25 protein-coding genes are annotated in these 25,943 nt (G+C 71.5%); 8 read left to right on the top strand and 17 right to left on the bottom strand.

Translation table 11 applies throughout. The features are described 5' to 3' along the window. Nucleotides 1-69: 69 nt before the first annotated feature. Genes ASG96_RS10420 through ASG96_RS10405 form a run of 4 tightly spaced genes read left to right on the top strand, consistent with a single transcriptional unit; the run spans nucleotide 70 to nucleotide 2,152 of the window. Nucleotides 70-795, top strand: a complete 726-nt coding sequence (locus ASG96_RS10420; RefSeq protein WP_057587889.1) for a GNAT family N-acetyltransferase — start codon at nucleotides 70-72, stop codon at nucleotides 793-795. Continuing rightward, nucleotides 792-1,481: an AzlC family ABC transporter permease gene (locus ASG96_RS10415; RefSeq protein WP_056758799.1), complete on the top strand. Its 690-nt coding sequence runs from the start codon at nucleotides 792-794 to the stop codon at nucleotides 1,479-1,481. The genes ASG96_RS10420 and ASG96_RS10415 overlap by 4 nt, the downstream gene beginning before the upstream one ends. Continuing rightward, nucleotides 1,478-1,792 carry an AzlD domain-containing protein gene (locus tag ASG96_RS10410; protein WP_057587888.1) on the top strand — a complete coding sequence of 105 codons (315 nt, stop codon included), beginning with the start codon at nucleotides 1,478-1,480 and terminating at the stop codon, nucleotides 1,790-1,792. Before ASG96_RS10415 ends, ASG96_RS10410 begins: the two co-directional genes overlap by 4 nt. Nucleotides 1,793-1,795: 3 nt before the next feature. Beyond that, nucleotides 1,796-2,152 (top strand): MmcQ/YjbR family DNA-binding protein, encoded by a 357-nt coding sequence (locus ASG96_RS10405; RefSeq protein ID WP_057587887.1) that lies wholly within the window; start codon nucleotides 1,796-1,798, stop codon nucleotides 2,150-2,152. A 69-nt stretch (nucleotides 2,153-2,221) separates the two neighbouring features. Here ASG96_RS10405 and ASG96_RS10400 read toward each other — a convergent pair whose 3' ends face one another. Together ASG96_RS10400 and dapB are read right to left on the bottom strand one after the other, a co-directional pair. Further along, nucleotides 2,222-3,085, bottom strand: coding sequence for a rhodanese-related sulfurtransferase (locus tag ASG96_RS10400; protein WP_057587886.1), 864 nt, complete (start codon nucleotides 3,083-3,085; stop codon nucleotides 2,222-2,224). A gap of 35 nt (nucleotides 3,086-3,120) precedes the next feature. Next, complete coding sequence (dapB, locus tag ASG96_RS10395) at nucleotides 3,121-3,909, bottom strand: 4-hydroxy-tetrahydrodipicolinate reductase (protein WP_082588792.1); 789 nt, start codon at nucleotides 3,907-3,909, stop codon at nucleotides 3,121-3,123. 127 nt (nucleotides 3,910-4,036) lie between these two features. Here dapB and ASG96_RS10390 point away from each other — a divergent pair, with 127 nt between their 5' ends. Continuing rightward, on the top strand, nucleotides 4,037-5,641 hold the full coding sequence (locus ASG96_RS10390) for an FG-GAP-like repeat-containing protein (protein WP_235509131.1): 1,605 nt from the start codon (nucleotides 4,037-4,039) through the stop codon (nucleotides 5,639-5,641). 98 nt (nucleotides 5,642-5,739) lie between these two features. Here the strand turns inward: ASG96_RS10390 and ASG96_RS10385 are convergent, their stop codons facing one another. Both ASG96_RS10385 and rpsO read right to left on the bottom strand, forming a co-directional pair. Then, nucleotides 5,740-7,983, bottom strand: coding sequence for a polyribonucleotide nucleotidyltransferase (locus ASG96_RS10385; RefSeq protein WP_056758812.1), 2,244 nt, complete (start codon nucleotides 7,981-7,983; stop codon nucleotides 5,740-5,742). A gap of 170 nt (nucleotides 7,984-8,153) precedes the next feature. Further along, a complete protein-coding gene (gene rpsO / locus ASG96_RS10380) occupies nucleotides 8,154-8,423 on the bottom strand; it encodes a 30S ribosomal protein S15 (protein WP_020142650.1) in 270 nt (89 codons plus the stop codon). Between the two features lie 241 nt (nucleotides 8,424-8,664). On the opposite strand from rpsO, the gene ASG96_RS23785 reads away from it, so the two are divergent. Continuing rightward, the gene (locus ASG96_RS23785) at nucleotides 8,665-8,820 is read left to right on the top strand and encodes a DUF6131 family protein (RefSeq protein ID WP_185744645.1); all 156 of its coding nucleotides are present in this window, start codon (nucleotides 8,665-8,667) and stop codon (nucleotides 8,818-8,820) included. A gap of 139 nt (nucleotides 8,821-8,959) precedes the next feature. Here ASG96_RS23785 and ASG96_RS10375 read toward each other — a convergent pair whose 3' ends face one another. Both ASG96_RS10375 and lpdA read right to left on the bottom strand, forming a co-directional pair. Beyond that, the gene (locus ASG96_RS10375) at nucleotides 8,960-9,562 is read right to left on the bottom strand and encodes a hypothetical protein (protein ID WP_157610777.1); all 603 of its coding nucleotides are present in this window, start codon (nucleotides 9,560-9,562) and stop codon (nucleotides 8,960-8,962) included. A 211-nt stretch (nucleotides 9,563-9,773) separates the two neighbouring features. Continuing rightward, the gene (lpdA, locus tag ASG96_RS10370; RefSeq protein ID WP_056758999.1) at nucleotides 9,774-11,171 is read right to left on the bottom strand and encodes a dihydrolipoyl dehydrogenase; all 1,398 of its coding nucleotides are present in this window, start codon (nucleotides 11,169-11,171) and stop codon (nucleotides 9,774-9,776) included. A gap of 175 nt (nucleotides 11,172-11,346) precedes the next feature. Between lpdA and ASG96_RS10365 the strand changes: the two genes are divergently transcribed. Continuing rightward, complete coding sequence (locus ASG96_RS10365; protein WP_200958640.1) at nucleotides 11,347-11,658, top strand: DUF3311 domain-containing protein; 312 nt, start codon at nucleotides 11,347-11,349, stop codon at nucleotides 11,656-11,658. Then, entirely contained in the window at nucleotides 11,655-13,364 is a 1,710-nt protein-coding gene (gene mctP, locus ASG96_RS10360) for a monocarboxylate uptake permease MctP (protein WP_235509130.1), read from the top strand. The genes ASG96_RS10365 and mctP overlap by 4 nt, the downstream gene beginning before the upstream one ends. 80 nt (nucleotides 13,365-13,444) lie before the next feature. Here the strand turns inward: mctP and ASG96_RS10355 are convergent, their stop codons facing one another. Genes ASG96_RS10355 through ileS form a run of 11 tightly spaced genes read right to left on the bottom strand, consistent with a single transcriptional unit; the run spans nucleotide 13,445 to nucleotide 25,692 of the window. Next, a complete protein-coding gene (locus tag ASG96_RS10355) occupies nucleotides 13,445-14,581 on the bottom strand; it encodes an aromatic acid exporter family protein (RefSeq protein WP_056758820.1) in 1,137 nt (378 codons plus the stop codon). Between the two features lie 54 nt (nucleotides 14,582-14,635). Then, complete coding sequence (gene mrdA, locus ASG96_RS10350) at nucleotides 14,636-16,645, bottom strand: penicillin-binding protein 2 (protein ID WP_235509129.1); 2,010 nt, start codon at nucleotides 16,643-16,645, stop codon at nucleotides 14,636-14,638. Next, on the bottom strand, nucleotides 16,642-17,142 hold the full coding sequence (locus ASG96_RS10345) for a hypothetical protein (RefSeq protein WP_056758826.1): 501 nt from the start codon (nucleotides 17,140-17,142) through the stop codon (nucleotides 16,642-16,644). The genes mrdA and ASG96_RS10345 overlap by 4 nt, the downstream gene beginning before the upstream one ends. Beyond that, the gene (gene mreC / locus ASG96_RS10340; RefSeq protein ID WP_057587882.1) at nucleotides 17,139-17,984 is read right to left on the bottom strand and encodes a rod shape-determining protein MreC; all 846 of its coding nucleotides are present in this window, start codon (nucleotides 17,982-17,984) and stop codon (nucleotides 17,139-17,141) included. Before mreC ends, ASG96_RS10345 begins: the two co-directional genes overlap by 4 nt. A 4-nt stretch (nucleotides 17,985-17,988) precedes the next feature. Continuing rightward, nucleotides 17,989-19,023: a rod shape-determining protein gene (locus ASG96_RS10335; RefSeq protein ID WP_056758833.1), complete on the bottom strand. Its 1,035-nt coding sequence runs from the start codon at nucleotides 19,021-19,023 to the stop codon at nucleotides 17,989-17,991. An 18-nt stretch (nucleotides 19,024-19,041) separates the two neighbouring features. Further along, nucleotides 19,042-19,470 carry a nucleoside-diphosphate kinase gene (gene ndk, locus ASG96_RS10330; RefSeq protein ID WP_056758835.1) on the bottom strand — a complete coding sequence of 143 codons (429 nt, stop codon included), beginning with the start codon at nucleotides 19,468-19,470 and terminating at the stop codon, nucleotides 19,042-19,044. Further along, complete coding sequence (locus ASG96_RS10325) at nucleotides 19,467-19,886, bottom strand: DUF4233 domain-containing protein (protein ID WP_057587881.1); 420 nt, start codon at nucleotides 19,884-19,886, stop codon at nucleotides 19,467-19,469. Before ASG96_RS10325 ends, ndk begins: the two co-directional genes overlap by 4 nt. 43 nt (nucleotides 19,887-19,929) lie before the next feature. After that, the gene (locus ASG96_RS10320) at nucleotides 19,930-20,376 is read right to left on the bottom strand and encodes a hypothetical protein (protein WP_057587880.1); all 447 of its coding nucleotides are present in this window, start codon (nucleotides 20,374-20,376) and stop codon (nucleotides 19,930-19,932) included. 35 nt (nucleotides 20,377-20,411) lie between these two features. After that, a complete protein-coding gene (locus tag ASG96_RS10315; RefSeq protein WP_057587879.1) occupies nucleotides 20,412-21,803 on the bottom strand; it encodes a folylpolyglutamate synthase/dihydrofolate synthase family protein in 1,392 nt (463 codons plus the stop codon). Continuing rightward, nucleotides 21,800-22,408 (bottom strand): GNAT family N-acetyltransferase, encoded by a 609-nt coding sequence (locus tag ASG96_RS10310; protein WP_056758849.1) that lies wholly within the window; start codon nucleotides 22,406-22,408, stop codon nucleotides 21,800-21,802. The genes ASG96_RS10315 and ASG96_RS10310 overlap by 4 nt, the downstream gene beginning before the upstream one ends. Beyond that, entirely contained in the window at nucleotides 22,405-25,692 is a 3,288-nt protein-coding gene (gene ileS / locus ASG96_RS10305; RefSeq protein WP_057588388.1) for an isoleucine--tRNA ligase, read from the bottom strand. The genes ASG96_RS10310 and ileS overlap by 4 nt, the downstream gene beginning before the upstream one ends. Nucleotides 25,693-25,943: the final 251 nt, after the last annotated feature.

Below are 25,943 nucleotides of genomic sequence, written 5' to 3'. Positions count from 1 at the left end.
GGGGGCGTCCAAAGCCGGGGTCCGTCCGGGCGGCGCAGCGGGGGCGCGGCCGCCTGAGAGGATGCCGGGGTGGCACACGACGAGCAGACGCCCCACCCGCACGACCACCCGCACGACCACCCGCACGACCACCCGCACGACCACGGTCACGCCCAGGGTGACGACCACGGGCGCGGACCGGTCGCCGACGCATCGGTGAGGGTGGCTCGCGCCTCCGACGCCCCCGCGGTCGGCCTGGTGCAGGCCGTGGTCTTCCGGGAGGCGTATGCCGCCGTGCTCGCCCCAGAGGTGCTCGGCACCTTCGAGCCGCGGGCGTTCGCGAACGCCTGGCGCACGACGCTCGAGGGCGAGAGGTCCGGCGACGGAGTGCTGCTCGTGGCGTGCGCGGGGGAACAGGTGGTCGGGTTCGCCGCGGTCGGCGCGTCGGACGACGCCGACACGGACCCCGGCAGGGCCGAGCTGATCGTGCTCGGCGTGCACCCCGACGCCCGCCGCCAGGGGCACGGCTCGCGCCTGCTCCACGCGGTCGTCGACACCGCGCGAGGGCGTGGCCGGTCCGAGCTCGCCGCCTGGGTGCTCGCCACGGACGACGACACGCGCGACTTCCTCACGGCCGCCGGGATGGTGGCCGACGGGGCGCACCGCGAGCGCGTGGTGTCGCCCGACGGCGCCACGGCCGGCGAGCTGCGGCTGTCAGCGGCCCTTGCCGACGAGGCCACGGACGCGCCCACCCACGACGCCACCCACGACGCCACCCACGAGGCCACCGGAGTCAGGGACCCGGAGGGTCCGTGACCGCAACCGTCGACCCGGGGGCACGACGGGCCGTCGTGCGCCAGAGCCTGTCGGTGGGCGTCGCCACCGGCGCCTACGGCATCAGCTTCGGCGCGCTCGCCGTCGCGGCGGGGCTCGACACGTGGCAGGCCATGGCCCTCTCCCTGCTCATGTTCACCGGTGGCTCGCAGTTCGCCTTCGTCGGCATCGTCGCGACCGGCCTGCACGCCGCACCGGCGGCGATCGCGGCGTCGTCGATGCTGGGGATCCGCAACGGCCTCTACGCCCTGGAGCTGACGCAGCTGCTCGGGGTCCGCGGAGCCCGACGGGTCGCGGCCGCACACCTGACCATCGACGAGTCCACGGCGGTCGCCGTGGCCCAGGACGAGGTGCGCACGTCGCGACTCGGCTTCTGGCTCACCGGGTTGACCGTCTTCGTCCTCTGGAACCTCAGCACCCTCGCCGGTGCGCTCATCGGCAACCTCATCGGCGACCCACGCACCTACGGGCTCGACGCCGCGGCCTGCGCCGCCTTCACTGCCCTGCTCTGGCCGCGTCTGCGCGACCGCGACGCCGTCGCCATCGCGGTCGTCGGTGCCGTCGTCGCGGTGCTGCTGTCACCCACCATGCCACCCGGCATACCCGTCGTGGCTGCCGCCGCCGCCTCACTGCTGGCGTGGCGCACGCCGAGGAGGGAGCACGCATGAGCCTCTGGACCGCGCTGCTCGTGGCGGCCGCGATCGCCTTCGGGCTCAAGCTCGCCGGACACCTCGTGCCCGCACACCTGCTCGACGCCCCGCGCGTCCGCCGCATCACGGCGGCCCTGCCCATCGCCCTGCTGGCCGCCCTGGTCGCGACGCAGGCGTTCACCGGGCCCGACGGGGCGCTCGTCCTCGATGCGCGCGCGGTCGCCGTGGGTGTCGCCGTCGTCGCGCTCCTGCTCCGAGCACCGTTCATCGTCGTCGTCGTGCTCGGGGCCGCCACCGCGGCGCTCCTGCGCGCGCTGGGCTGGGCCTGAGCCGTGGCGGACGCCGACGACGTGCGCCGACTGGCCCTCGCGCTGCCCGGCGTCGAGGAGATCGCCAGCGACGGGTTCGACTTCCGGGTGGGCAACCACGGCTTCGTCTGGTCCTACCCCGAGCGGATCCCGGGCCGGCGGCGCGTCATCCGCACCGACATCGCGGTGCTCTACGTCGGCGACGAGGCCGAGAAGCAGGCCCTCGTGCTCGGCGAACCGGACCTCTTCTTCACGACACCCGCCTACGACGGGTCTCCGCTCGTCATGGTCCGGCTCGAGCGCGTCGACGCCGGCCGGCTCGACGAGCTCGTCACCGACGCCTGGCGGATGCGCGCCCCGGCCGACCTGCTCGACGACTGAACCGTCGCCGCCGCGTCCGACCTGACGGCGATGGGACGGCGATGGGGACAGCGACGGTCGTGGCACGGCTCAGGCGTGGGCGTCGCAGACGGGCTGGAGGGGGCGGCCCGACAGGTCCTCGCGGTTGTGCATCCGGCTCGTCGGCGTGCCGCAGACGTGGCACGCGGCGAGGTGGACGGCCTCGTCGCTGAACGGCACGCTCATCCGTTCGTCGAAGACGTAGAGGTGGCCCTCCCAGAGGCCTCGGTCGCCCCGCTGCTCGCCGTAGCGCGCGATGCCGCCGTCGAGCTGGTAGACCTCGTCGAAACCGCGCGAGCGCATGAGGGTCGTCAGCACCTCGCAGCGGATGCCGCCCGTGCAGTAGGTGACGACCGGGCGGCCCTTGAGGTCGTCCCAGCGGCCGGCGTCGAGCTCGCGGACGAAGTCGCTCGTGTGCCGGATGTCCGGCACGACTGCGCCGCGGAAGCGACCGACCTGGGCCTCGACCGCGTTGCGGCCGTCGAAGAGCACGACGTCGTCACCCCGCTCGGCGACGAGGGCGTCGAGCTCGTCTGGGCGCAGCCTCGTCCCTCCCCCGACGATGCCCTGCTCGTCGACGACGACCTCGTCGGGCACCCCGAACGACACGATCTCGTCGCGGGTCCTGACGACGAGCCTGGGGAAGTCGAGGGTGCGTCCGTCGGGGTCCAGCCCGGTGCCGTCACTCCACTTCACGTCGATGTCGTGGAACGGCGCGTACTCCCTCGTCTTGCGGACGTACGTCTTGAGCACCGTCACGTCGCCGCCCACCGTCGCGTTGATCCCGTGTCGGGACAGCAGGATCCGCCCGCGCAGGCCGAGACCCTCGCAGAGGTCGCGCTGCCAGAGCCGGAGCGCGTCGGGGTCGGCGACCGGCCGGAACGCGTAGAAGAGGACGACCTTGGGGATGGCCACGTCGGTCTCGTAGGGGCTCGTCGGTTGCCGGGGGCTCAGTCGAGGCCGAGGTAGTGCTCGAGCCCGACGGTCAGGCCGGGGTGGTCGGCGACGGCGCGCACGGCGGCGATGACACCGGGCATGAAGCTGCCGCGGTCGAAGGAGTCGTGGCGCAGGGTCAGCATCTCCCCCGCGTTGCCGAGCAGCACCTCCTGGTGGGCCGTGAGACCCCGCAGTCGCACGGAGTGCACGGGTATGCCGTCCACCCGGGCGCCGCGGGCACCGTCGGGGTCGTGGGTCGTCGCGTCGGGCACCGGCGCACAACCCGCCCCGGACCGTGCCTGCCCGATCATCGCCGCCGTGCGCGCGGCGGTGCCGGACGGCGCGTCCACCTTGGCCGGGTGGTGCAGCTCGATGACCTCGACGGACTCGAAGAAGGGGGCGGCCTTGGCGGCGAACGACATCATGAGCAGCGCGCCGATCGCGAAGTTGGGCGCGATGAGGACGCCCACCCCTGCACCCGAGGCGGCAGGCGGCGCATCGGACAGCTGGCCGCGGAGCGTCTCGAGACGCGCGTCGTCCCATCCTGTCGTGCCGACGACGACGTGGACGCCACGCTCGACGCAGTGGGCGACGTTGGCGGGCGAGGCACCCGGGACGGTCAGCTCGACGACCACCTCGGCCCCACCGAGGTCACCGAGGTCGTCGCCGGAGCCGTAGGCACCGACGAGGGTCAGGCCCGGGGCGCCCTCGACGGCTCGCACCGCCTCCGAGCCCATCCGGCCGCTCGCACCGATGACGGCGACCTTGGTGTCGCGGGACGGCTGGCCTGTCGAGTCGCTCACCCGGCCAGCCTAACGAGCCGGCCCGCGCGCGGAACGAGGCACACGGCATACGGACTCGTGCGTCACGAAACCCTGCTGGGAGTTCGCTGTGAGGCGCACACTGGAAGGGACCGAGGAAGTGGTCCGCATGTCCGTCCGTCCGCGCAACGTCGTCGTGGGCCGGCTCCGTCGCCTGGCCCTCATCCCCCTCGCTGCCATCGGCCTCGTCCTCGGCGTGCTCGTCGCCCCCAGCGCGCAGGCGGCCGTCCTGTTCGGTCACGACATCTCGTGGCCTCAGTGCCCGTCGAGCTTCCCGCCGACGTCGACGCAGTTCCTCGTGATCGGTCTGACGAACGGCCTGCCGTTCACCGAGAACCCTTGTGTCGCCACGCAAGCCACATGGGCCGCGGACCACGCGAAGCCGACCCACGCGTACACCATGGCCGGCTTCCCGACCTCCGCGCAGCTCACGACCTACGGCGCGAGCGGCCCGTGGTCGAGCTCGACGCGCGCGGGCCGCCTCAGCAACGTCGGCTACGCCGAGGCGATGTATGCCGTCGCGACCGTGCGCGCCGTCCCCGGCTGGGCGCCGCGCATGGTCTGGATCGACGTCGAGCCGCGGGACACCGAGCCGCGGCGGCAGCCGTGGCCCACGTCCACGACCGTGCAGCGCCTCGAGAACCGCTACGTCGTCGAGGGCATCATGCGAGGGCTCCGGGCGGCGGGCTACTCCTACGGCATCTACTCCAACGCCTCCGGCTGGCAGACGATCACGGGGTCCTGGTGGCTGCCCGGTGTGCCCGTCTGGGCGACGGCCGGGACCCTGAACTACCCGAACGAGGCGCTCGACAAGTGCACCCAGCCGAGCTTCTCGGGTGGCAAGGTCTACCTCGCCCAGTGGTGGGACGCCACGTGGGACTACGACCGCACCTGTGACCCCTACGCGTTCACGCGCCTTCCCGTGGCACCGGCGTCGCTGTCCAACAGCACGGGCGACTTCAACGGCGACTGGAACAACGACGTGCTGGCGCGCTGGACCGCGAGCGCGGCGCTCAAGCTGTACGCCGGCACCGGGACCGGGAGCCTGTCGCTCGGCACCCAGATCGGCACGGGATGGGGCGGCATGGCCACCCTCGAGACTCCCGGCGACCTCAGCGGTGACGGCGCGCAGGACGTGCTCGCCCGAGAGGCGTCGACGGGTGACCTCTGGATGTACAAGGGCGACGGGGCCGGCGGGTGGCGCCTCCCCCGCGTGCGCGTCGGCACCGGCTGGCAGGTCATGAACGCCGTCGTCGGGATCGGTGACCTGACCGGCGACGGGCGGATGGACGTCGTCGCCCGGCGGGCGACCACCGGCGAGCTCTACCTCTACCCCGGCACGGGCAGCGGCGGGTGGAAGGCCCGCACGAGCATCGGCACCGGATGGAACCGCTACAGCGCCCTCGTCGGTCCGGGTGACCTCACCGGCGACGGCCGGCCCGACCTGCTTGCCCGCGAGGCCTCGACCGGCATCCTGTGGCTCGTCCCGGGCGCGGCCGGCGGCACGCTGGGCGCCCGCGTGCAGGTCGGCACCGGCTGGAACGGCATGACCGCGATCATGAGCCCCGGCGACCTCAACGGCGACCGCGTGCCGGACGTCCTGGCCCGCGACGGCACCGGGCGGCTCTGGCTCTACCCGCGCACCGCGGCCGGCGGCTGGGGCTCACGCGTCCTCGTCAGCACCGGCTGGACCGTCGTCAACGCCATCTTCTGAGGCCGGACGACGGAGCGGCCCGCCACCCCGAGAGGTGACGGGCCGCTTCGTGACCAGGACTGGTCGTGGCCGGGCTCGACCGGGCTCGACCGGGACGGTCAGGCGTCAGCGGACTCCGTGGCCGGGGCGTCCGCCTCGGCGGCCGAGTCGCCGTTGTCGCCGTCAGCGAGGACCGCAGCGAGGCTGAGCTTGCCGCGCGGGTCGATCTCCTTGAGCTCGACCTGGACCTTCTGGCCGACCTTGACGACGTCGTCGACGCTGTCGATCCGCTTGCCGCCGACGAGCTTGCGCACCTCGGAGATGTGCAGCAGGCCGTCCTTGCCGGGCAGCAGCGAGACGAACGCGCCGAACGTCGTCGTCTTGACGACGGTGCCGAGGAAGCGCTCGCCGACCTCGGGCATCTGCGGGTTCGCGATGGCGTTGATCGCCGCGCGAGCCGCCTCGGCCGAGGGGCCGTCGACCGCACCGATGAACACGGTGCCGTCGTCCTCGATCGAGATGTCGGCGCCCGTGTCGTCCTGGATCTGGTTGATCATCTTGCCCTTCGGGCCGATGACCTCACCGATCTTGTCGACGGGGACCTTCACCGTGATGATGCGCGGGGCGTACGGGCTCATCTCGTCGGGCACGTCGATGGCCTCGGCCATGACGTCGAGGATGTGCAGACGTGCGTCGCGGGCCTGGGTCAGCGCGCCGGCGAGGACCGACGCGGGGATGCCGTCGAGCTTCGTGTCGAGCTGGATGGCCGTGACGAACTCCTTGGTGCCGGCGACCTTGAAGTCCATGTCGCCGAAGGCGTCCTCGGCACCGAGGATGTCGGTGAGCGCGGCGTACTGCGTCTCACCGTCGACGGTGTCGGACACGAGGCCCATCGCGATGCCGGCGACCGGGGCGCGCAGCGGCACACCGGCGTTGAGCAGCGACAGGGTCGAGGCACAGACCGAGCCCATGGACGTCGAGCCGTTGGAGCCGAGGGCCTCGGACACCTGACGGATGGCGTACGGGAACTCCTCGCGCGTCGGCAGGACCGGCATGAGAGCGCGCTCGGCCAGGGCGCCGTGACCGATCTCGCGGCGCTTAGGCGAACCGACGCGGCCGGTCTCACCGGTGCTGTAGGGCGGGAAGTTGTAGTTGTGCATGTAGCGCTTGCGCGTGACGGGGCTCAGCGTGTCGAGCTGCTGCTCCATCTTGAGCATGTTGAGCGTCGTGACACCCATGATCTGGGTCTCGCCACGCTCGAAGATCGCCGAGCCGTGCACGCGCGGCAGGACCTCGACCTCGGCGCCGAGGGCGCGGATGTCGGCGAGGCCTCGGCCGTCGATGCGCACCTTGTCGCGCAGGATGCGCTGGCGGATGAGCTTCTTCTGCACGGAGCGGAAGGCGGCCGAGACCTCCTTGTCACGCCCCTCGAACTGCTCGGCGAGCTGCGCCTTGACGGTGGCCTTGATCTCGTCGAGGCGCTCCTCGCGCTCCTGCTTGCCGGCGATCGTCAGCGCAGCGGTCGTGTCGGCCTCCACGGCGGACTCGACGGCGGCGTAGACGTCGTCCTCGTAGTCGAGGAAGATCGGGAAGTCCTGGACCGGCTTGGCGGCCTCGGCAGCGAGCTGGGCCTGGGCCTCGCAGAGCTGCTTGATGAACTTCTTCGAGGCCTCGAGGCCCTCGGCCACGACCTCCTCGGTCGGCGCCTGCTTGCCCTCGTTCTTGACGAGGTCCCACGTCGACTCGGTGGACTCGGCCTCGACCATCATGATCGCGACGTCGTCACCGACGACACGTCCGGCGACGACCATGTCGAAGACCGAGCGCTCGATGTCGGAGAAGTTCGGGAAGGCGACCCACTGGCCGTCGATGAGCGAGACGCGCACGCCACCGATGGGGCCCGAGAACGGGAGGCCGGAGATCTGGGTCGAGGCGCTGGCCGCGTTGATGGCGAGCACGTCGTACTGGTGGTCGGGGTTCAGCGAGAACACCGAGATGATGACCTGGACCTCGTTGCGCAGACCCTTCTTGAAGGTCGGGCGCAGCGGGCGGTCGATGAGGCGGCAGGTGAGGATGGCCTCGGTGGACGGGCGGCCCTCACGGCGGAAGAAGCTGCCGGGGATCTTGCCGATGGCGTACATGCGCTCTTCGACGTCGACCGTCAGCGGGAAGAAGTCGAACTGGTCCTTCGGCTGCTTGCCGGCGGACGTCGTCGACAGGAGCATCGTGTCGTCGTCGAGGTAGGCCGTGACGGCGCCGCCGGCCTGACGGGCCAGGCGGCCGGTCTCGAACCGGACCGTGCGGGTGCCGAAGCTGCCGTTGTCGATGACGGCCTCGGCGAAGGTGATGTCTGGACCCTCCATGTGGGCCCTCGCTTTCTTTTTCTCATGTGCCCGCGCACATCGTCGTTGTGTGCGTGGTTTCCTTCTTCGGGCCGGATGGCCCTGGTGCGGTGGACGACGGGCGTCGCCCACCTGCACCTACGACGAAAGGCGGTCTCCGCAGAACGCGGTGACCGCCTTTCGTCACGAACTCATCGACGCAGGCCGAGTCGCTTGATCAGCGAACGGTAGCGCTCGATGTCGGTCGCCTCGAGGTAGCGCAGCATGCGCTTGCGGCGGCCGACCAGCAGGAGAAGACCACGACGGCTGTGGTGGTCGTGCTTGTGGGCCCGAGCGTGCTCGGTCAGGTCCTTGATGCGCTGCGTCAGCATCGCGATCTGGACCTCGGGAGAGCCGGTGTCGCCCTCGACCGTGGCGTACTCGGTCATGATCTGCTTCTTCACGTCAGCGTCCAAAGGCATGGATGAACCGACTCCTTCTCATCTCGTTGCGCGGTGCTCCAGGGCATGTCCACCTGGGCGCTATCGAATCCGCGGCCGGTCTACGGCGTCTCCAAGCGTAACAGCGGGGTTCCGGGCGCCCTAATCGAGCCTCGGAGGGCGCGTGACCGTTTCGTGACCGTGCAGATGTTTGGGCTCGGCGGGGACCCGGGTACGACACAGACTGCTCGGGGAAAACCTCTTGAAGGAGACAAGCGACACCATGATCGTTCTCGGACTCATCCTGCTGCTCATTGGCATCTTCGCCAAGATCAGCATCCTGACCACGATCGGCATCATTCTTGTCGTCGTGGGCGCGGTGCTCTTCCTCCTCGGCGCCTCGGGTCGCGCCATCGGTGGCCGGAAGCACTGGTACTGACCGGTCGCGCCACCAGCAGGAACCAGACGCCCCCGCGGTCTTCCGCGGGGGCGTCTTGCCGTCCGCCCCAGGTCGCAGGTCGTATGCCGTATGCCGGGTGCGGCCAGTCGCGCCCGACGCCCGGACGCGGCCCACGCCGTCAGTAGGCGCCCAGCTGTTCGAGGGTGCGCCGGACCGCCCGCTCGGTGCTCGTGGACGACCAGGCGCCACCGTCGAGGGCCAGCCAGACGAGGTGGTCCGCGTCCGAGACGAGCACGGTGCGCACGGAGTCGGCGCCAGTCAGGCTGTCCTGCGTGGCGACGAAGCCCCTTACACCCCCGAGAGCGCCCGGTCGCCCACCGCCGCACCGCCGCATCGCGTCCTCCAGGTGCGTGCGGGTCCCGGCGAGGCGCGGGTCCCCGCGGCGGAAGCGCAGCTGCACGTAGTCGACGACGAGCGAGCCCTGGCCCGGATCCGAGGCCGCCGCCACCCGGGCCCCGGCGAGGCCGGACACCACACGGTCCGCCCCGGTCCACCCGAGCAGCTCCTCGTTCGTCGAGCTCGACCACCCGAAGACCGGCAGGCTGCAGTCCGGGACCGGCGCCGGGACCTCCCGGCAGGGCACGCCCGGGCGGGCGCGCACCTCGGTCCCCCGGCCACCGGTGGCCGAGGCACCCGGCCACAGGTCCGTCGCCCGCACCGGGGGTCGGTCACCGAGGTCGGTCTCCGCGGCGCAGGCAGGGTACTCCGGGATCGTGGTCATGCCGTCAGCGACGGTCGGCGTCACCCCCGCTGATGCACCCGGCCGGGTCCCCGGTGGGGTGCCGAGCCACGCACGTGCTGAGCTCCCTTGCGCCGTGGGCTGATCCGCCGTGCACGCGGCCAAACCCAGACACAGCACGAGGGCACCCCCGACGAACGGGAGTGCCCTTGTGAGCCGGCCGGACGGCATTCGCACGCCTCTCCGGTGGTGCTCAGAAGTTGATCATGTGGCCGGCGATGCCGTGGACGGCCTCCTTGACGGCCTCGCCGAGCGTCGGGTGCGCGAAGACGGTGCGCGACACCTCGTCGGCCGTGAGGTCCCACGTCTGCGCCAGGTTGAGGACCGGGAGCAGCTCGGTGACGTCGGGCCCGATGAGGGCCGCCCCGAGGATCTCGTTGTGCTCCGCGTCGGCGATGACCTTGACGAAGCCGACCGTGTCGCCGAGGCCCATGGCCTTGCCGTTGGCCGAGAACGGGAATGTCGCCGTCTTGACGTCGTGGCCGGCCTCCCTGGCCTGCTCCTCCGAGAGACCCATCGAGCCGATCTGCGGCTGGCAGAAGGTCGCCCGCGGGATGAAACGGAAGTCGACGGCCATCGTCTCGACGCCGGCGATCGTCTCGGCGGCCACGATGCCCATGGCTTCGGCGACGTGGGCGAGCATCAGCTTGGCCGTGACGTCGCCGATCGCGTAGACGTTGGGGACGTTGGTGCGGCCGTACTCGTCGATGGCGATCGCACCGCGGTCGGTGAGCTCGACACCGGTCGACTCGAGGCCGAAGCCCTCGGTGCGGGGCGCGAAACCGATGGCCGACAGGAGGCGGTCGGCCTCGAGGACCTGCTGGTCACCGCCGGCCGCCGGGCTGACCGTGACCTTGACGCCCGAGCCGGTGTCCTCGACGGACTCGACCTTGGTGCCGAGCAGGACGTTGACGCCGAGCTTCTTGTACTGCTTGAGCAGCTCCTTGGACACGTCGGCGTCCTCGGTGGGCACCATGCGGTCGAGGAACTCGACGATCGTCACGTCGACGCCGAAGTTCTTCATGACGTAGGCGAACTCGACGCCGATGGCGCCGGACCCGGCGATGATGATCGAGCCGGGAAGCTCGGGGTCGAGGATCTGCTCCTCGTAGGTGACGACGTTCGCGCTGACCTCGACGCCCGGGATCATCCGCGTCACGGAGCCGGTAGCGAGGATGAGGTTGTCGAACGTGATCGAGCGGGACGACCCGTCGTTGAGGGCCACGTCCATGGACGACGCCGAGGTCAGGGTGCCCCAGCCGTCGATCTCCTCGATCTTGTTCTTCCTCATGAGGAAGTGGACGCCCTTGACGATGCCGGCCGACACCTGGCGACTGCGCGCGTGCGTCGGGCCGAAGCTCATCGTGGCGTCGCCCTCGATGCCGTACTTCTTCTTCTCGTGCGTCAGGGTGTGCGCGAGCTCGGCGTTCTTGAGCAGGGCCTTGCTCGGGATGCAGCCGACGTTGAGGCAGACGCCGCCCCAGTACTGCTTCTCCACCACGGCGACCTTCTTGCCGAGCTGCGACGCGCGGATCGCCGCGACGTAGCCACCAGGACCGGCACCGAGCACAACGACATCGAAATCAGCCATGGCCACAGCCTATCCGTGAGCGAGAGCCCTCCGAGACGGCGTCCACCCGCACATCACGATCTGCACAGAAGTGCGCAATTGACTGTGTCGCAGAGCACATGGCGGACCGTGACGAGAGTAAGTTTCCGCGACGCACGGCCGCACCCGTCCGGCCCGACCAACGGAGGTCACTCGCGTGAGCACCACTCCGCACCGTCACGAGGCGCCACCGGCGAACAAGGGCCTGCTGGCCCTCGCCGTCGTGCTTCTCGCCATTCCCATCGTCGCCCTGCTCCTCGTCGGCACCTACGCGAAGGACGAGCCCCGTCTCGGCGGCTTCCCCTTCTTCATCTGGTACCAGTTCCTCTGGGTGGTCCTCTGCTCGGCGCTGACCTACACCGCCTACCGGATCGTGCTCAAGGCACGTCCCCACGTGCCGATGAACCCCGAGGGTGACGCCTTCGACGACGACTCCTTCGGCGACACCCGAGAGGAAGGCACCCGATGACCGCCATCGCCCCCGCCATCGCCCCCGCCATCGCCCCCGCCATCGCTCCCGCCGCCGACACCGGCGGCGTCAACGGCGTCGCGCTCACCGTCCTCATCTTCTTCTTCGTCATCGTCGCCGGGGCGGGCTTCTGGGCCGCCCGCTGGCGTCGCCCGGAGAGCATGGAGAGTCTCGAGGAGTGGGGACTCGGCGGCCGCTCGTTCGGCACGTGGATCACGTGGTTCCTGCTCGGCGGGGACCTCTACACGGCCTACACCTTCGTCGCGGTGCCCGCGGCGATGTGGGCCTTCGGTGCCGTCAACGGGTTCTTCGCCGTCCCGTACACGATCATCCTCTACCCGATCATCTTCGTGTTCATGTCGCGGCTCTGGTCGGTCTCGCACCGCCACGGCTACGTGACGCCGGCCGACTTCGTCCAGGGTCGCTCCGGGTCCCGGGTCCTGTCCCTCGCGGTCGCCGTCACCGGCTTCCTCGCGACGATGCCCTACATCGCCCTCCAGCTCGTCGGCATCCAGGCCGTCCTCGAGGTCGCCGGCGTCGGCAGCAGCACCAACTGGGTCGCCAAGGACCTGCCGCTCTTCATCGCCTTCCTCGTGCTCGCGCTCTACACGTACACCTCGGGACTGAGGGCACCGGCGATCATCGCCTTCGTCAAGGACATCCTCATCTACCTCGTCATCATCGTCGCGGTCATCTACCTGCCCTCCAAGGTCGGCGGCTGGGGCCACGTGTTCGACTCGGCGAAGGAGAAGATGACGACGACGACCAACCCGGCGACCGGCAACCCGAACGTCTTCATCCCGGGACCCAAGGCGTACTGGGCCTACGCGACGCTCGCCCTCGGCTCGGCCCTGGCGTTGTTCATGTACCCGCACTCGGTCACGGCGACGCTGTCGGCCAAGAGCCGCAACACGATCCGCAAGAACGCCTCGATCCTGCCGGCCTACTCCTTCCTGCTCGGCCTGCTGGCCCTGCTCGGCTGGGTGGCCATCGCGGCGGGCACCAAGCCGGTCGGCCTCGACGGCAAGGTCAACGGACAGCTGGTCATCCCCCAGCTCTTCGAGGACATGTTCCCCTCGTGGTTCGCGGGCGTGGCCTTCGCGGCCATCGCCATCGGCGCCCTCGTGCCGGCAGCGATCATGTCGATCGCGGCGGCCAACACGTTCACGCGCAACATCTACAAGGCGTGGATCAAGCCCGACGCGACCGTGCAGCAGGAGGCGAAGGTCAGCAAGCTCACCTCGCTCGTCGTCAAGGCGTTCGCGCTGATCTTCGTGCTCACCCTCGACAAGAGCAACGCGATCAACTTCCAGCTCCTCGGCGGCATCTGGATCCTTCAGACGTTCCCGGCCCTGGTGTTCTACCTCTACACGCGGTGGTTCCACCGCTGGGCGCTGCTCGCGGGCTGGGCGGTCGGCATGGTCTACGGCACGCTCGCCGCGTACAACGTGACCAACAAGGCCACGGGGGCCCCGTTCGCGGGCTCGGTCGCGAACATGCCGCTCATCGGGCAGCTCGGCTACATCGCGGTCACCGCGTTCGCCTTCAACGTCGTCGTCGCCGCGATCCTCACCCTCGTGCTCCGTGTCGCCAAGGCGCCGGAGGGCAAGGACGAGACGATCCCGGCCGACTTCTTCGCCGACGCGGGTGACCCGCGCGTCGAGAAGCTGGCCGTCGGTCCGCACGAGCTGACGCCGTCCGCCTGACGCGTCCGAGCACGTGTGCCGCAGGGCCGGGTCCGCCAGGACCCGGCCCTGCGCGCGTCCCGACTCCCCGCCGGCGTGTGTCAGGGGTCGCGGGGGCGCTCGGGTGGGAGGGCGGCGATGGCCTCGTCGACGTCGAGGCCGGTGACCTGGAGCAGGTCGACGACGGTCGAGCGCACCTGTGCCAGCACGGTCTCCGTCGCGAGACTCGACGTGCGGGGCACCTCCCCCGTCGCCGCGGCGACGGCGAGCACCGCGGAGCGACCGATCTCGGGAGAGGCGTTCTCCGACAGGGCGCGCCCGATGACGTCCGTCGCCGACGCGAGCTCGAGCAGCAGCGTCTCGTAGCCGGGCGGCAGCGGCTCGCCGCGGCCGACCGCGACCGTGACCCGACGGACGAGCACGCGGGTGCTGCGCATCGCGCGGTCGAGGGGCTCGACGAGGTCGACCATCTTGCGCACCCCGGCCGCGTGCTGCCGCTTGAAGGGCGACGACGTGATGACCGAGAGCCCCTCGTCGGCCGCCTGCCGCAGCTCGCGGAGCAGCGACTCCGTGCCGCGCGCCGACGCGAGCACCTCGGCCGCGCCCTCGACGTCGCCGTCGTGCGCGCTGGCCGCCGCCCGCCGGAGCAGCTCACCGATCTTGCGCACGGCCTCGGCGGCGGCGACCCGGGGCCGACGCAGCGGCGCCTGCGGCACGACCGTCGCTGCGACGAGGGCGATCCCGCCGCCGATGAGGGCGTCGGTCCACCGGCCGAAGGCCTGGCCCGGGCTCGCGACGAGGGCCGCGATGACGATGCCCTGCACGGCCGACTGGGTGACGATGACCGGCCCGCCGTCCAGCAGGGTCGCGATCGCCATCGACACGAGGACCACGGCGGCGATCTGCCACGGGCCGCTCCCGGCGACGTGGACGAAGACGTCGGCCGTGAAGACCCCGACGGCGACGCCGATGGCGACCTCGAAGACCCGGCGCAGCCGCTGGCCGTAGGACATGCCGAGGCAGACCACCGCGACGATGGGCGCGAAGAAGGGCGAGGCGTGGCCGAAGACGTCGGTCGCGAGCCACCAGGCGACTCCCGCGGAGACGGCGCACTGGACGAGGAGGAAGATGCGCGAGCGCAGCCGTTCGAGACGGGTGCGGACGCTGAGCCGGCTCCGGTCCCAGGCGCGGTCGAGCGCCTCGACGACCGGGGCGTCGCTCCTCAGGTAGTCGTCCACGAAGGCGCCTCTCGGTCGGTTCCCGCAGCGGGTGCCGCGAGCGGTCGTGCGGGGCTAGAGCCCCAGGGCAAGGATCGCATCGAAGATCTGCCGCACGGCAGGGGCCGCGACCTTCGAGCCCGAGCCGCCCTGCCCGACGACGACCACGACGGCATACCTCGGCTTCGTCGTCGGGCCGTAGCCCGCGAACCAGGCGGTGGCCTGCTTGCCGAAGACCTCACCCGTCCCCGTCTTGCCCGCGAGCGGGTAGCGGTCCTGGGGGAAGCCCGTGAACGCCGTGCCCGCCGACCCGCCGGGACGCGTCACGTCCGCCAGCGCGGAGCGGACGTATGCCAGCACGTCACTTCTCAGGGGCACGGTGGCGACCCGCTTCGGCGCGACCGCGGTCGTCTCCCCACCGGGCGTCCGGTAGGCGGCCGCGACCTGCGGCTGCCACAGCGTGCCGCCGTTGGCGATCGCCGCGTAGACGCCGGCCATCTGGAGGATCGTCACGGCCGTGTCGCCCTGGCCGATGGAGAAGTTCACGGCGTCGCCCGCGCGGTACTGGTAGCCGGCGCTGCAGTTCTCGGCGGCGAGCCGCCCGAGGTAGGCGGCCCGCGCCTTGTCGGTGCGCGCGACCTCGGGGTAGCCCGTGCTCGCCCGCCGGCACGTCTCGTCCTTGGTGGCGAGCCAGTACTGCTCCTTCCAGGCCCGGTCGGGGACGCGGCCCGCTGCCTCGCCGGGCAGGTCGACCCCGGTGCGCCGCCCGAGCCCGAACGACCTCGCCATCGACACGAACGGGTCCGCGACGGTCACCGGCGCGGCGAGGCCGCCCTGCTCCAGCCACGCGGCATACGCGAGGCGGTAGAAGACGGTGTCGCACGAGACGACGAGCGCCCGGTGGAGGTCGATCGGGCCGTAGCCGCGGGACTCGAAGTTGTTGAAGACACGCCCTCCGACGGAGACGGCGGGCGAGCAGTCGTAGGTGCCGTCGAGCCGCGCACCGGCGTTGACGGCGGCGGGCACCGAGATGACCTTGAACGTCGAGGCCGGTGGGAAGGTCTCGGCCGTCAGCCGTGAGCGCAGCGGCGTGCCGCCCCGCTCGTCGGTGAGGCGCGCGAGGTCGGCTCGGCTGATGCCACCGGAGAAGGCGGACGGGTCGTAGGACGGGTAGCTGGCGGCCGCCACAACGGCACCGTTCGTCACGTCGAGGACGACCGCGGCCCCGGTGTCGGCGCGGAGCTTCTGGGCTCGTGCCGACGCGACGGCCCGCACGAGGGCGGCCTCGGTGCGGGCCTGGAGCCGGGCGTCGAGGTGGGTCACGAGGTCACGACCGGCCACCGGAGGGGTCGAGCCCACGGTGTCGGTGACGATCCCCCGCGGGTCGATGGCGACGACCGTGCTCCCGTTCGTCCCGCGCAGCACCCGGTCGTACTGTGCCTCGAGCCCCGAGCGCCCGACCACGTCCTCGGCGTCGATGCTCCCCCGGCTCTCGCTCACGTCGTCGGCGCCGGCCCGCGCGACCCAGCCGAGCAGGTGGGCGGCGAGGGCTCCGTGGGGGCGGGGGTAGGCGCGAACGGGCTCGGTGGTGACGCCGACGCCGGGGAACTTCTCCGGCTGCTCCAGCAGGGTCAGCGCCCGACGCGCGTCGACGCCGGCCGCGACGGGGATCGGGACGAAGGGCGAACCGTTGAAGCACGCCGGAGCCGGAGGCGCGCCGGAGGTCCCGCACAGCATCGTCTTGCCCCAGAGCTGCTCGAAGGGCAGCCCGAGGGCGCTGGCGACTCGCGTCACGAGGTCGCGGCCACCGTCGTCGGACCCCACGAGCACCGAGCGCTCGACGGTGACGACGGTGTCGAACGAGCTGTCGACGAAGGGCGCCCCGGTGCGGTCGAGGACGCGGCCGCGCAGGGCGTGCTCGGTCACGGTCCGGGTGTTGACCGTGACGGCGGCGCGAGCGAGATCGGGACCCTGGACGAGCTGGAGCTGCCCCAGCCGGCCCACGAGCAGCCCGAAGAGCGTGACGAGCAGCACGAGCACCACCCCGGCCACCCCGACCCTGCGCCGTCGAGGCCGGGTGCTCACCCGAGCCTCCGGCGTACGAGGGCCCGGTCGAGGGCGAGGAAGGCCGGCAGCACGAGGGCCCCGGCGGCCACCGTCGCCACCAGGCGCCACAGCCCGTCGGCGACCTCGACGCTCCCCTCGGCGAGCACCGCCGAGCCGAGTCGACCGACGAGCAGGACGCCCGCCGCCGCGAGCAACGCCGCCGGGGCGCGCAGCCGCGAGCGCGACGACGTGCGACGGAAGGAGCCGGCCACGAGCCCCGCGACCATCATGACGAGCGGGGTCAGGCCGAGCGGGCTGCCGACGGGTGGGACGAGCTCGACCACCCAGCCGGCGAGCAGCCCCACGAGGGCGCCGTGGACCGGCCCTCGGAGCACGGCAGTGGCCACGACCGCGACGAGGACGAGGTCCGGCACCCAGCGCGGCTGGGCGCCGAGCCGCGGCAGCAGGGTGGCCACGAGGAGGGCCGCGACGAGGACGTATGCCGTCCGCAGCACTCCCAGCAGCGTCGGCCTCATCGTCCGCCCCCCGCCGTCGTGCGCGCGGCAGGGGCAGCCGGTCTCGGGGTGGAGCGAGCGGTGGGCACGAGGACTGCGACGACGTCGATCGCGTCGGGGTCGACGGCGGGGCGCACGGTCGCGCTGCGCGTCAGCTGGCCCCGGTCGGGGTCGACGGCGGTCACGGTGCCGACGACGATCCCGGCGGCATACGGCGTCTCGTCGACGCTGCCGAGGGTGCGCACGACGTCGCCCACGACGGGGGTCGACGGTGCGATGCCGGCCAGGCGGAGCGAGCCACGAGGACGGGGCTCGGCGTCGCCCGCAGCCGGCGCCGACACCGTGCCGAGCGTGCCGGCGGGGCCGACGCGCACCGCCACGACCGAGCCTGCGCCGCCGAGCACCTGGACGTCGCTCGTCCACGGCGACACGGCCACGACGCGGCCCACGAGACCGTCGGCCGCGACGACCGTCGAGTCGGTGCGGATCCCGTCCCGGGAGCCGACGTCGATCGTCACGCTCCGGCCGCCGAGCGCGCTGAGGTCGGTGGCGACGACGCGGGCGGGCACGAGGGTGCGGCCCGTCGTGGCACTCGAGCCGAGGAGCTCGTCGAGCCGGTCGAGCTCGTCGAGACGGTGCTGCTGCTCGGCCGCCACGGCGCGCAGTCGGACGTTCTCGCTCTCGACCGCGGCGAGATCGTCTCGCGGCACCCCGGCGAGGGCCCGCTGCACGGGTCCGAGCACGAACCCGCCGGCCCGGCGCACCCCGTCGGCGACGGACCAGCCGGCGAGGTCGGCGACGAGGAACGCGAGGGTGAGCGAGGCCAGGACGACGAGGAGGCGGCGGCGGACGGTGGGCTGCATGCGACTAGAGGCGGTGGTCCCCGACGAGGACGCGCTCGAGGCTGGCGAAGTCGTCGACGCAACGGCCGGCCCCACGCGCCACGGCGCGCAGCGGGTCCTCGGCGACCTGGACCGGCACGCCGAGCTCGTGGCGCATCCGCTCGTCGAGGCCGCGCAGCAGGGCTCCGCCGCCGGTCAGCGTGATGCCGCGGTCGAGGATGTCCCCGGCGAGCTCGGGCGGACACACGTCGAGCGTGGCGCGGACGAGCTCGATGATCTGGAGCACCGGTGTCTCGATCGCCCGGCGCACCTCGACCGAGCTCACCTGGACGGTCTTGGGCAGCCCGGTCACGAGGTCGCGCCCGCGCAGCCGGGTCGTCAGCTCCTCGCGCAGGGGGAACACCGAGCCGACCGCGACCTTGATGTCCTCGGCGCTGCGCTCACCGAGCAGGAGGGAGTACTCGCTCTTGACGTAGCCGATGAGGGCCTCGTCGATCTCGTCGCCGGCGATGCGCAGCGAGCTGGAGGTGACGATGCCGCCGAGGCTGATGACGGCGACGTCGGTCGTGCCACCGCCGATGTCGACGACCATGCTCGCGGCGGTCTCGTAGACGGGCAGTCCGGCGCCGATGGCGGCCGCCATCGGCTCCTCGATCATGTAGACCCGCCGCGCGCCGCACCGGGTCGCGGCGTCCTCGAGGGCCCGGCGCTCGACACCGGTGACCTCACTCGGCACGCAGAGCACCATGCGCGGGCGGACGAGCCGAGAGGTGCGCACCTGGTCGATGAACCACCGCAGCATGCGCTCGGCCTCGTCGGCGTCGGAGACGACACCGTCACGCAGCGGTCGGACCGCCCGGATGGTGCCCGGCGCCCGGCCGAGCATCTCCTTGGCCCGGCTGCCGGCTGCGACGAGCCGGCCGGTGCCGACCTCCACGGCCACGACCGACGGCTCCTCGACGACGACCCCGCGCCCACGGACGTGGATCAGGGTGTTGGCGGTGCCGAGGTCGATCGCGAGGTCACGCCCGAGGGGGCGCAGCCGCGGTCGGGAGGTCATGCCGCGATTGTGCCCCGATCAGGCCTCGAGATCGGGGAACCAGATGCCGATCTCGCGTGTGGCGGACTCGTGGGAGTCGGAGCCGTGCACGATGTTCTGCTGGACCTTGGTGCCCCAGTCGCGCCCGAGGTCGCCGCGGATCGTGCCCGGGGCCGCGTCGGTCGGGTTGGTGGCGCCGGCGAGGCTGCGGAAGCCCTTGACGCTGTCCTGGCCCTCGATGACGACTGCCGCGACCGGCCCGGAGCTCATGAACTCGACGAGCGGCTCGTAGAAGGGCTTGCCCTCGTGCTCCGCGTAGTGCGCGGAGAGCTGCTCACGGGTGGGCGTCAGCACGGAGAGGGCGACCAGGACGTAGCCCTTTCCCTCGATGCGACGCAGCACCTCACCGGTGAGGCCGCGCTGGAAACCGTCGGGCTTGACGAGGACGAGGGAACGTTCGGTGGTCACCCGTCCACCCTATCGGCCGCGTCGCCGTCGGCTGCGGCAGCTTCGCGACGGGCGACCACGGCATCGACCTGAGTCCCCTTGACGAGGCAGGTGATCCAGAGGGCGAGGAAGAAGAGACCCACGATGAGCATCATCGGCACGACGAGCCCGCTGAGGAGCGTGAGTGCCTGCACGACCCAGCCCAGCGTCACGCCCCACGGCCGGCGCATGAGCCCCGCCGCGACGATGCAGAGGACGCCCAGCCCGACGCCGACGACGAGGTATGCCGTGCCCGACCCGCTCCCCTCGTCCGTCGCCGCGATCGCCCGGGCCACGAGCGCCCCGAGCAGGATGCAGATGGACTGACCACCGAGCACCGTCGCGAGCATGCGGAAGGTGAACTTGCCGGTCTGGCCGTAGAAGATGATCGAACGCATCGGAGTGGGTCTCGCCTCGGTGTGGGTCTCGTGGCAGGTGGGCTCAGTAGTTCTGGGTGGTGTCCCAGGTGCGGATGATGGCCTGGGCCTCGGCGCCGCTCGCCCCCGTCGCCTCGGCGTAGAGGCTCATCGCGTCCTCGCGCCGTCCGGCGAGGATCAGCTCGCTGATGCGCGACCGGGCCTCGTCGGTGAGCCGGCCGTCGGTGTAGGAGGCCGCCGCGTCGCGGACGCCCGGCCCCTGGCCGGGGACGAACCAGCTGTCGACGGCCCGCTTGGCGTCGGCGAGGGGTGCCCCCGTCGCCTCGCGGTAGATCTTGATGGCGTTGATCTTGTGCCCGGCGCTGATCTCCCGGCTGACCTTGGCCCGCACCGCGTCGGTGAGGCCGACGAGCTCGCGGTCGGGGTCCTTGCGTCCCATGACCCGTCCCCACACGACGACGGCCACGACGATGATGATGACGATGAGGACGAGCTTCACCAGGGGGTGCATGGGGCCAGCCTAGGTCGGGGTCGAGGGCGGTCGGGTCAGAGGTCGGTGTGGCCGAGGAGCATCCGCACCTCGCCCGCGGTGATGACCGAGCCGGTGGCGACGACGCCACCGCCCATGCCGTCGGCCTCCGCGATCGTCACGGCCTGCTCGAGCGCGTCGGGCAGGTCGCGGACCACCGTCACCCGGGACTCGCCGAAGAGCTCCACGGCGAGCGCGCCCAGCGCCTCGGGCCGCATCGCGCGCGGCGACGAGCTGCGGGTGACGACGATGTGGTCCAGCGCGGGCTCGAGCACCTCGAGAATCCCGGCGGCGTCCTTGTCGGCCACGATGCCGACGAGCCCGACGAGTCGGGTGAAGGCGAACGCCTCGCCGAGGGCGGCCACGAGGGACCGGGCGCCGTGGGGGTTGTGGGCGGCGTCGACGAGGACGGTCGGCGAGCGCCGGACGATCTCGAGGCGTCCCGGCGAGGTCATCGCCGCGACCGCCGCGGTCAGCACCTCGGGCTCGATGCGCTGCTCGCCGCCGCCGAGGAAGGACTCGACGGCCGCGACGGCCGTGGCGAGGTTGCTCGCCTGGTGCGCGCCGTGGAGCGGGAGGAAGAGGTCGGCGTACTCCCCCGCGAGGCCGCGGAGGGAGACCTGCTGGCCACCGATGGCGACCTCTCGGGCGAGGACGCCGAAGTCGTTGCCCTCGAAGACGATTCGCGCTCCGCCGACATCCTCGACGCGGTCGATGAGAACGCGGGCGACGTCCTCGTCCTGGACGCCGGAGACGGTGACGGAGTCGGCCTTGATGATGCCGCTCTTCTCCTCGGCGATGGTGACGACGTCGTCACCGAGCAGATGGGTGTGGTCGAGGTCGACGGGGGTGATGACGGCGACCTGCGCGTCGATGACGTTGGTGGCGTCCCACGAGCCGCCGAGACCGACCTCGATGATCGCGACGTCGACGGGGGCGTCCGCGAACGCGGCGTAGGCGAGGGCCACGAGCACCTCGAAGAAGTTCATGCGGCGCCCACCCGACTCGAGCGAGCGGGCGTCGACGAGCTCGATGAGGGGCGAGACCTCGTCGTAGGCCGCGATGAACTTCTCGCGCGGGATCGGCTTGCCCGACAAGGTGATCCGCTCACGGATGTCGTGGAGGTGCGGGGACGTGAAGCGCCCCGTCGACAGCCCCGTCTCGCGCAGGATCGAGTCGACCATGCGGCTCGTCGACGTCTTGCCGTTCGTGCCGGTGAGGTGGATCGACGGGTAGGTCCGCTGCGGGTCGCCCGCGAGCTCCATGACGGCACGGATGCGGTCGAGCGACGGGCCGATGTCGTTCTCGGGCGCGCGGGCGAGGATCTCCTCCTCGATCTCGCGCATCCGCTTCATCTCCTCGAGGTTGCGCGCTGCCTCGTGGGCGGCGGCGTCCGGGCGGCCGTTCATGCCGGCTCCCCCGCGTCGAGCTCGCGGACCATCCACACGCTCTCGGGCAGGCCCGACCCCGGTGCCTCGCGGTGCGTCTCGACGAAGCCGTGCTTCGCGTAGAAGCGCGCCGCCTGCTGGTTGCCCTCGAGGTAGGACAGCGTGATGCGCTGGTGCTCGCCCTCGACCGCCCGCGCGACGACGGCCTCCATCAGGCGAGAGCCGATCCCGTGGCCGTGGTGCCCGGGCAGGACGTAGAGCTTCCAGAGCACGAACGACTCGTCCCGCGGCCCGAACGTCGCCACCCCGACGACGTCGTCGCCCTTCACGGCGACGAGGGTGCGGCCCTTGCGGATCGAGTCGGTGACGACGTCGCTGGTCCACCACTTGGCGAGACCCATGGCGACGTACTCCGGTCCGGCGATGGGCTCGTACGTCGCGAGCCACGTACGGTGCCCGACGGACAGCACGCCGCCCAGGTCGTCGCCGACGGCGCCGCGGACGACGACACCGTCGGTCGCTCCCGCGTCCGCGTCCGCGCGGGTCTCGTGGTCGGTCACGTCGGGGTCGGGGGTCGTGCTCACGTCGGCGCCCTCCAGCTCGTCCTCGCGGTTCGCGGCGATCATCGCTTGACCACGAGGATCGTCGCCGGGTGGTTGTCGCCGACGACGACGTCGGTCGGTGTGACCGGCAGTCCGTCGGGCAGCGCGTGCTCGGGACCGGCGGCCGCGAACTGCGTCGCGAGCGTCTCCCCGACGATGAGGTCGCGGTGGGTCACCGTGGCCTCGAAGACCTCCGCGCCGCCCTGGACCGTCAGGCTGATGCGGTCGCTGACGTGCAGACCGGTGTCGCGACGGGCCTGCTGGACGGCCCGGACGAGGTCTCGGGCCAGCCCCTCGGAGGCCAGCTCTGCGGTCACGGTCGTGTCGAGCACGACGAAGCCGCCGGACGGCAACATGGCCGTGGCGCCGGCATCGGCGTCACCGGCGACGACGGTCTCGAGGGCGTACTCCCCCTCGACGAGTGCGAGCCCGCCCGAGGTGACCGTGCCGTCGGCGTCGACGGACCAGTCGCCGGACTTGCTGCCCTTGATGGCGTGCTGGACGTCCTTGCCGAGGCGCGGTCCGGCGGCACGGGCGTTGACGGTCAGTCGCTGGCTGACGCCGAAGTCGGACTCGCTCGCGGTCGCGACGTCGACGAAGGTCAGCGCCTTGACGTTGAGCTCGTCCTGGATGATCGTGCGGAACGGCTCCAGGGTCGCCGGCTCGGGAGCGACCACCGTCAGCCCGGCCAGCGGCAGGCGGGCGCGCAGCCCCCGGGCCTTGCGCAGGCTCGACCCGGTCGAGCAGATCTCGCGGGCACGGTCCATGGCGACGACGAGCTCGTGGTCGGCCGGCAGGTCCTGGATCGTCGGGTAGTCGGCGAGGTGCACGGAGCGCTCGCCCGTCAGGCCGCGCCAGATCTCCTCGGTGACGAGGGGCAGCAGGGGCGCCGTGGCGCGCGTGACGGTCTCGAGCGCGGTCCACAGGGTGTCGAAGGCCGCGAGCGACTCGTCGCTCTCGCCACCCCAGAAGCGGTCGCGGGACCGGCGGATGTACCAGTTGGTCAGCACGTCGAGGAACCCGCGCATCGTGTCGCATGCCGCGGCGATCTCATAGGCGTCGAGCTGCTCGGTCATGTCGCCGACGAACTCGCGCAGCTTGGCGAGCAGGTAGCGGTCAAGCACGTCGGACGAGGTCGTCGAGCGCTTCGCCTCGTAGCCCTCGCCGCCGCGCGCCGTGTTGGCGTAGAGCGAGAAGAACGACCAGGCGCTCCACAGCGGGATCATCACCTGGCGTACGCCGTCGCGGATGCCCTGCTCGGTGACGACGAGGTTGCCGCCGCGCAGGATCGGGCTGCTCATGAGGAACCAGCGCATCGCATCGGCGCCGTCGCGGTCGAAGACCTCACGGACGTCGGGGTAGTTGCGCAGCGACTTGCTCATCTTCTGGCCGTCGGAGCCCAGGACGATGCCGTGGCTGACGCACGTCTTGAAGGCGGGCCGGTCGAAGAGGGCCGTGGCGAGGATGTGCAGGGTGTAGAACCAGCCGCGCGTCTGGCCGATGTACTCGACGATGAAGTCGCCCGGGAAGTGGTGCTCGAACCAGTCGGCGTTCTCGAAGGGGTAGTGCACCTGGGCGAAGCTCATCGAGCCGGAGTCGAACCAGACGTCGAGGACGTCCTCGACCCGGCGCATCGTCGAGCGCCCTGACGGGTCGTCGGGGTTCGGCCGGGTCAGGCTGTCGATGAACGGCCGGTGCAGGTCGGTGACCGCGACGCCGAAGTCACGCTCGAGCTCCTCGAACGAGCCGTAGACGTCGAGACGCGGGAACTCCGGGTTGTCGGACTTCCACACGGGGATCGGGCTGCCCCAGAAGCGGTTTCGCGAGATGGACCAGTCGCGGGCGTTGGCCAGCCACTTGCCGAACTGGCCGTCCTTGATGTGCGAGGGAGTCCACTCGATCTCCTGGTTGAGCTCGAGCATCCGCTCCTTGATCTTCGTGACCTCGACGAACCACGACGAGACCGCCATGTAGATGAGGGGCTCGCGACAGCGCCAGCAGTGCGGGTAGCTGTGGTCGTAGGTCTCGCGGCGCAGCAGCACCGTGCCGGCCGTGACCGAGCCGGTCTCGCCCTCGCCGCGGGTCGCCGCCTTGAGGTGGTCGATGATGTGGGCGTTGGCGTCGAAGACGTGCATGCCCTCGTAGTCGGTGACGGGCCAGAGGAACCGGCCGTCGGCCCCGACGGGCACGACCGGCTCGATGCCGGCGGCGTCGGTGACGATCTTGTCCTCCTCGCCGAAGGCGCCGGCGGTGTGGACGAGCCCGGTGCCGTCCTCGGTGGTGACGAAGTCGGCCGGGAAGACGCGGTGCGCTCGCTCGTGCCCCTCGTAGTAGGAGAAGGGTGGCGTGAACGACCGGCCGAGCAGGTCGCTGCCCGTGAGCCGCTCGACGACGCGCTCGTCGAGCGTCGCCGTGTCGACGTCGGCACCGAAGAGGTCCTTCGCGTAGGCCGCGAGGCGTGCCGCGCCGACGACGTAGCGCTCGGTCGTGCCCGTCACGTCGGACTCGACGACGACGTAGTCGATGTCGGGGCCGACCATGATGCCGAGGTTGGCCGGCAGGGTCCACGGCGTCGTCGTCCAGACGAGGGCGAGCTCGCCGGTCTCGAGGCGCAGGCCGATGGTGACGGCGGGGTCCTGGCGCATCTTGTAGACGTCGTCGTCCATGCGCAGCTCGTGGTTGGACAGCGGCGTCTGGTCGTTCCAGCAGTAGGGCAGCACGCGGAAGCCCTCGTAGACGAGGCCCTTGTCGTGCAGCTGCTTGAAGGCCCAGATGACCGACTCCATGTAGGAGGGCTCGAGCGTCTTGTAGTCGTGGTCGAAGTCGACCCAGCGGGCCTGTCGCGTCACGTAGTCGCGCCACTCGCCGGTGTACTTGAGCACCGAGCTGCGGCACGCGTCGTTGAACCGGTCGATGCCGAGCTCGACGATGTCCTGCTTCGTCTTGAGGCCGAGCTGGCGCTGCGCCTCGAGCTCGGCCGGCAGGCCGTGGGTGTCCCAGCCGAAACGGCGCTCGACCCGCTTGCCGCGCATCGTCTGGTAGCGCGGGACGATGTCCTTGACGTAGCCGGTCAGCAGGTGGCCGTAGTGGGGCAGGCCGTTGGCGAAGGGCGGGCCGTCGTAGAAGACGAACTCGTTGGAGCCGTCGGTGCCCGCGTCACGGCCCTCGACCGACGCGATGAACGTGCCGTCCTCGTCCCAGTACTCGAGGACCCGCTGCTCGATCTCGGGGAAGCGCGGGTTCGACGGGACGCCGCCCGTCGTGGACTGGCCGGCGTCGTCGTTCGTGGTGACCCTGGGATAGGTCATGCTCGTGGTCTCCTGCGTTCGCGTCTGTTGGTCGCTCGTCTCTGCCACGAGGACGACGTCTCCTGCCGGAGGCTGCCGCGGTACCACCCCGCTTGCCGCACGTCCCCGCCCGCTCGGGCAGACGGCATACGGCCGCTCTTGTCGAAGGCTGTGACGGGCCCACCCGTCCGGTTCTAGTAGGGGTCACCCGCCGAGGAGGGTGACCCGGTTCTTCCGGAGGCTCGCCGCTGATACACGGCTCCGACGCCTGT

Source organism: Terrabacter sp. Soil810 (genome assembly GCF_001429645.1).
Classification (GTDB): domain Bacteria; phylum Actinomycetota; class Actinomycetes; order Actinomycetales; family Dermatophilaceae; genus Terrabacter.
Note: the sequence above shows the minus strand (reverse complement) of the source record. Positions and strands in the feature narration are given on the sequence as shown.

Coding starts and splice junctions, on each gene's coding strand:
- ASG96_RS10410 (WP_057587888.1), top strand. CDS start 1,478: ATGAGCCTCTGGACCGCGCTGCTCGTGGCGGCCGCGATCGCCTTCGGG.
- ASG96_RS10390 (WP_235509131.1), top strand. CDS start 4,037: ATGTCCGTCCGTCCGCGCAACGTCGTCGTGGGCCGGCTCCGTCGCCTG.
- ASG96_RS10385 (WP_056758812.1), bottom strand. CDS start 7,983: ATGGAGGGTCCAGACATCACCTTCGCCGAGGCCGTCATCGACAACGGC.
- rpsO (WP_020142650.1), bottom strand. CDS start 8,423: ATGCCTTTGGACGCTGACGTGAAGAAGCAGATCATGACCGAGTACGCC.
- ASG96_RS23785 (WP_185744645.1), top strand. CDS start 8,665: ATGATCGTTCTCGGACTCATCCTGCTGCTCATTGGCATCTTCGCCAAG.
- ASG96_RS10375 (WP_157610777.1), bottom strand. CDS start 9,562: ATGACCACGATCCCGGAGTACCCTGCCTGCGCCGCGGAGACCGACCTC.
- lpdA (WP_056758999.1), bottom strand. CDS start 11,171: ATGGCTGATTTCGATGTCGTTGTGCTCGGTGCCGGTCCTGGTGGCTAC.
- mctP (WP_235509130.1), top strand. CDS start 11,655: ATGACCGCCATCGCCCCCGCCATCGCCCCCGCCATCGCCCCCGCCATC.
- ASG96_RS10345 (WP_056758826.1), bottom strand. CDS start 17,142: ATGAGGCCGACGCTGCTGGGAGTGCTGCGGACGGCATACGTCCTCGTC.
- mreC (WP_057587882.1), bottom strand. CDS start 17,984: ATGCAGCCCACCGTCCGCCGCCGCCTCCTCGTCGTCCTGGCCTCGCTC.
- ASG96_RS10335 (WP_056758833.1), bottom strand. CDS start 19,023: ATGACCTCCCGACCGCGGCTGCGCCCCCTCGGGCGTGACCTCGCGATC.
- ASG96_RS10325 (WP_057587881.1), bottom strand. CDS start 19,886: ATGCGTTCGATCATCTTCTACGGCCAGACCGGCAAGTTCACCTTCCGC.
- ASG96_RS10320 (WP_057587880.1), bottom strand. CDS start 20,376: ATGCACCCCCTGGTGAAGCTCGTCCTCATCGTCATCATCATCGTCGTG.
- ASG96_RS10315 (WP_057587879.1), bottom strand. CDS start 21,803: ATGAACGGCCGCCCGGACGCCGCCGCCCACGAGGCAGCGCGCAACCTC.
- ASG96_RS10310 (WP_056758849.1), bottom strand. CDS start 22,408: ATGATCGCCGCGAACCGCGAGGACGAGCTGGAGGGCGCCGACGTGAGC.
- ileS (WP_057588388.1), bottom strand. CDS start 25,692: ATGACCTATCCCAGGGTCACCACGAACGACGACGCCGGCCAGTCCACG.